4 protein-coding genes are annotated in these 4,493 nt (G+C 63.7%); all 4 read right to left on the bottom strand.

The genetic code is table 11. The features are described from left to right. Positions 1 to 145: 145 nt before the first annotated feature. A complete protein-coding gene (locus tag EOD07_RS23910; protein ID WP_245470439.1) occupies positions 146 to 1,171 on the bottom strand; it encodes an ABC transporter permease in 1,026 nt (341 codons plus the stop codon). Beyond that, positions 1,168 to 2,655, bottom strand: a complete 1,488-nt coding sequence (locus EOD07_RS23915) for a sugar ABC transporter ATP-binding protein (RefSeq protein ID WP_127237199.1) — start codon at positions 2,653 to 2,655, stop codon at positions 1,168 to 1,170. Before EOD07_RS23915 ends, EOD07_RS23910 begins: the two co-directional genes overlap by 4 nt. Before the next feature lie 160 nt (positions 2,656 to 2,815). Next, positions 2,816 to 3,874, bottom strand: a complete 1,059-nt coding sequence (torT, locus tag EOD07_RS23920; protein WP_040983806.1) for a TMAO reductase system periplasmic protein TorT — start codon at positions 3,872 to 3,874, stop codon at positions 2,816 to 2,818. 223 nt (positions 3,875 to 4,097) lie between these two features. After that, positions 4,098 to 4,493: aminotransferase class III-fold pyridoxal phosphate-dependent enzyme (locus EOD07_RS23925; RefSeq protein WP_127237200.1), on the bottom strand; the 396-nt coding region annotated here is incomplete at its 5' end.

Raw genomic sequence — 4,493 nt, forward strand, 5'->3', positions numbered from 1 at the left:
TTGCCGAAGGAAAGCACGCGCGGTTCGACCAGGCCAAACAGGACCAGCACGACGACGATGGCGATCGGCAGCCGCGCGGCGCGCAGGATCTCTTTCGGCGAGAGGCCGGAAGGCTGAGTCATCGGTTGTGTCTTGGCTTCCGTGCTCATGCCTGCCGCTTTCTCAACAGAAGCCGTTCGATGGCCAAAGCCACGATCAGCACAGCGCCGAGCACCAGCGTTTGATATTTGCTGTCGACCTGCACCAGGTTCATGGCGTTGGCGATCACCGACAGGAACAGCGCCGCCAATGCCACCAGTTCGGCGCGTCCGACGCCGCCGCGCAGCGACACGCCGCCGATGACCGCGGCGGCGATGGTCTCGAGCGCCAGCGTCCCGCCGATGGTGGATTGGCCCGAGCCGAGCCGCGACGTCATTAGGAAGCCGGTCAGCGCGGCGAGCAGGCCGGCGAGCATGTAGGCCGCAATCAGCGTGCGGCTTGTGGCAACGCCCGACAGGCGCGCCGAGCGCTGGTCGCTGCCCACAGCGTAGATATGGCGGCCGAGCGCCGTGAAGCGCTGCATGATTATACACGCGGCAAGGACGCCGAGCGCCACCCAAAGCACGATCGGCAGGCTGAGGAACTGGCCGCGCCCGACATTGGCGACGAAGGAATCCACCACGCCGTAGATCGGGATGCCTTGCGTGAAATAGAGCGCGATGCCCATCAGCACCGACATCATCGCCAGCGTCACCATGAAGGGCGAGAGCGAGAAGATCGAAACCAGACCGGCGTTGACGAGCCCGACAAGCGCCCCGACGCCAAGGGCGATCACCAGCGAGGCGATGATGAGGGCCAATTCCATGCCGGGGAAATAGATGCTGCCGACCAGCATCACCGCGGCCGTCACCACCGAGGTCGCCGCCACCACCGCGCCGACGGAGAGATCGAAACCGCCGGCCGTCATCACCAGCATCTGCGCCAGCGACGGGATGAGTAGCAGCGCGAAATTGCGCATGACGTTGAGCAGGTTGAGCCGGTTGAGGAAGCGCGGCTCGATCAGCGCGGTTGCGACCACCGCCACGACCAGGAAGGTGATGACGATGCCGCCTTGCATGAGAAAGCGGTCGAGTCGGCTTGCGCGGTGCAATGGCGCGTTGGCAACGGTCATGGTCGCCGTTTCAGAGCTCATGCGTGCCCTCCGAAATAATGCGACAGCACCTGGGCTTCGCTGAGCTCATGCTGGGCAAGCTCGGCGACGATTTTGCCTTCATGCATGACATAGACACGCGAGGCGAGATTGATCAGCTCCGGCAATTCGGACGTCGAGACGACGACCGAGGCGCCTGCCTCGACCAGCGACTTGATGAGATTGTAGACATCGGCCTTGGCGCCGACATCGATGCCGACGGTGGGTTCGTCGAACAGATAGACGTCGAAAGATTTCATAAGGCCACGCGCCAGCATCAGTTTCTGCTGATTGCCGCCGGAGAAGGCGGAGGCCCTGCGCTCGGGCGCCATCGGTCGCAACGCGAGATTGCCGAGCGGCTCCTTGATCGCCTCGGTCTCGCGCCAGAACTTCAGCACCGGTCCGGACGACAGCGCCGGCAGGTCGAGCGAGCTCATGGTCGCATTCTCGCGCGCCGATCTCGCCAGTGCCAGGCCTTCCGATCCGCGATCGGCCGGAAAATAGCAGACATTGGCGGCAAGCATCGACGTCGGCGTCGGCCGCTCGACCGGCTTGTCGCCCAGGCTGATGGTGCCTGCCTCGATGGTCTCCAGGCCGAACACGGCGCGGCAGAGCTCGCTGCGCCCGCAACCGACGAGGCCGGCAAGACCGACCACCTCACCCGCGCGGGCGGTGAAGGAAGCGTTGATGACGGAGTGCTTCTCCGTCGTGAGATCCCGCACCTCGAGCCTGACCGCGCCGGGCTTGTGCTCGATCTTCGGAAAGAGCTGCTCGACGGGACGGCCGACCATCATCTCGATCAGCCCCTCGTCCGAAATCTCGGCCGTGACCACCGTGCCGATCTTCTTGCCGCCGCGCAGCACGGTGACGCGGTCGGAGAGGTTGCGGATCTCGCTCATGCGATGCGAGACGTAGATGATGCCCACGCCGCGCGCCTTCAGCAGCGCCACGGCATTGAACAGCTTCTCCGCCTCGCCGTCGGTGAGCGACGCGGTCGGCTCGTCGAGGATGAGCACCTTCGGCCGCATGCGCAGCGCCTTGGCGATCTCGACCATCTGCTTTTGCGCGCGAGACAGGAAGGCGACCTTCTCGTCGAGCGGCAAATGGAAGCCGAGACTGTCCAGAAGCTCGGCCGCGGCCTGGCGCATCTGCTTGCGTTTCAGGAACAGTCCGGACGACTGTTCGCGGCCGAGGAAGATGTTTTCGACCACGGTGAGGTCGGGCACCAGGCTGAATTCCTGGAAGACCGCGGCAATGCCGATCTCCTGCGCCACCTGCGGCGTCAGGCTGGTGATCGTGCGGCCGTTGATGCGGTAGACGCCTTCGGCCCAGGGAAACGTTCCGGCAATGAGATTGATGAGCGTCGACTTGCCGGCGCCATTCTCGCCAAGCAACGCGTGGACCTCGCCCTCGTTGAGGGAGAAGTCGACATTGTCGAGCGCGGCGATGCCGCGGAATCTCTTGGTGAACCCTGTAACTTCCAGCATCTCGTCCAAAGGCCCAAAGCCGGCAAGAGCAATTCAAGCAAACTGCGTGGCGGTTCGCCCGGAATTGCGTCAAGTCGCCTGACCGCCTTCTGCAAGGCGGTCAGGCCGGGAGGATCGCGATATGATCGCGAAGCTGAAGGCCGCGCCGGCGGCCTCGTTACTATTCGACCGAGAACACCGGGCGCCAGTTGTCCGGCGCGAAGATCTGGGTCGTGTCGATCTTGTCGACATTGTCCTTGGTAACGATGCCGGGGGCAACCAGCAGGACCTTTTCGTGATCCTTCTTCTCCAGCGCGCGCACCGCGAGGTCGACGCCGATGCGTCCCATGATGACCGGATACTCGGTGGCGAAGCCGAGCACCGAGCCGTCCTTGACGGCCTTCAGCATGGTCTGGTTCTCATAGGACGACATGATCGTCACGTTGCTCAAGCCGGCATCGGCCACAGCGCCGATCGCGGCCTCCGCCGTCGGGGCACCGCCCCAGATGACGTTGACGTCCGGATGGGTCTGCAGCGCGTCTTCGACCAATTTGAGCTGCGCCGGCACGCTGGCCTCGCCGAACATCTCGCCGACCAGCTTGATGTTGCCGCTCTTGGTGCTGTCGCGGAAGCCGTTCATGTAGGTCTCGGCCCAGCCGCTGCCCTGCGGCCCGGGGAACGCCACTGCGGTGCCCTGCTTGTCGCCGAGATACTTCTTCACATACTCGCCGGTCTGAAAACCCTTCTGGTAGAAGTCGGGCGTGATGCGGGCGGTGATCGGCGTCTCCAGGATCGGATTGGCGACGGCGATGTTGACGATGCCCTTGCCCATGCCCTCGTTGATCTTGGCGGCCACGCCGGCTTCCGAGATGGCCGAGATCAGGATGGCGTCGGCGCCCGAAGCGACGCAGTCGTCATATTGCGAGATCTGCTTCGGCAGGGCGGTGTAGCCGCCGGCCTGCAGCACCGTCACCTTGACGCCGAGGCGTTTCGCTTCCTCGACGATGCCGTAGTCCACCGAGACCCAGTAGCTGTCCTGCAGGTGCGGGAAGAGCACGCAGAGCTTCCAGGGCTTCTCCGCCTTGTCGAGCGGCTTGTACTCTATCTCTCCGACATTCTTCAGATCGCCGTCCTTGGCCGAAGCGATCTTGAACGGCCACCAGTCGGCGGCCTGCGCCATTCCGGCCGACAGCACCGTCGCTGACAGCGCCAAGGCCAGTGATTTCTTCAATCCTCTCATATCAGTCTCCCATTTTTCAGCGCCCTGCTGGGCTGAAGTTTTTTCGATTTCGGCTTCGGTTGCCTTTGTATCCAATTGCCACTTCTGCGTTGGCATTTCATAATGTTTCACGACGTATTGCAATAAGAATGTATCCAATAGGCATCGCAACGTACATCTTATATCTTATATGTCAACGCGAGAAAGAGCAACCGCCACCCGCGCCGGATACCCACGAAGCCCTTCAGCCCTGCGGGTAAACCTGCGGCAACGCAGCGTCGAGCGACCGCTCGAAGGCATCGACCAGGGCGTCGATTTGCGCCTCGGTGATGATCATCGGCGGACAGAAGGCGATCGCGTCGCCCATGTTGCGCGAGATGACGCCGTTCTGCTGCAGGAAGCCGTTGACCAGCGCGCCGAGCGCCGCCGGCTTGCCCCACGGCGCTTTGGTCGCCTTGTCGGCGACAAGCTCGACCGCGGCGATGAGACCGACGCCGCGCACCTCGCCCACCAGCGGATGCGAGGCGAGCTTGCGCAGCCTTGCCTGCAGGTGCGCGCCGACCTTGCGCGCATTGCCGACGAGGTCACGCTCCTCGATCAGCTTGATGTTCTCCAGCGCGACGGCCGCGGCGACCGGATG

The sequence above is a fragment of the Mesorhizobium sp. M2C.T.Ca.TU.002.02.1.1 genome (genome assembly GCF_003997225.1).

Bases quoted from the DNA above. Each gene is read 5' to 3' on its own strand.
- torT (WP_040983806.1), bottom strand. From the start codon at position 3,874: ATGAGAGGATTGAAGAAATCACTGGCCTTGGCGCTGTCAGCGACGGTG.
- EOD07_RS23910 (WP_245470439.1), bottom strand. From the start codon at position 1,171: ATGAGCTCTGAAACGGCGACCATGACCGTTGCCAACGCGCCATTGCAC.
- EOD07_RS23915 (WP_127237199.1), bottom strand. From the start codon at position 2,655: ATGCTGGAAGTTACAGGGTTCACCAAGAGATTCCGCGGCATCGCCGCG.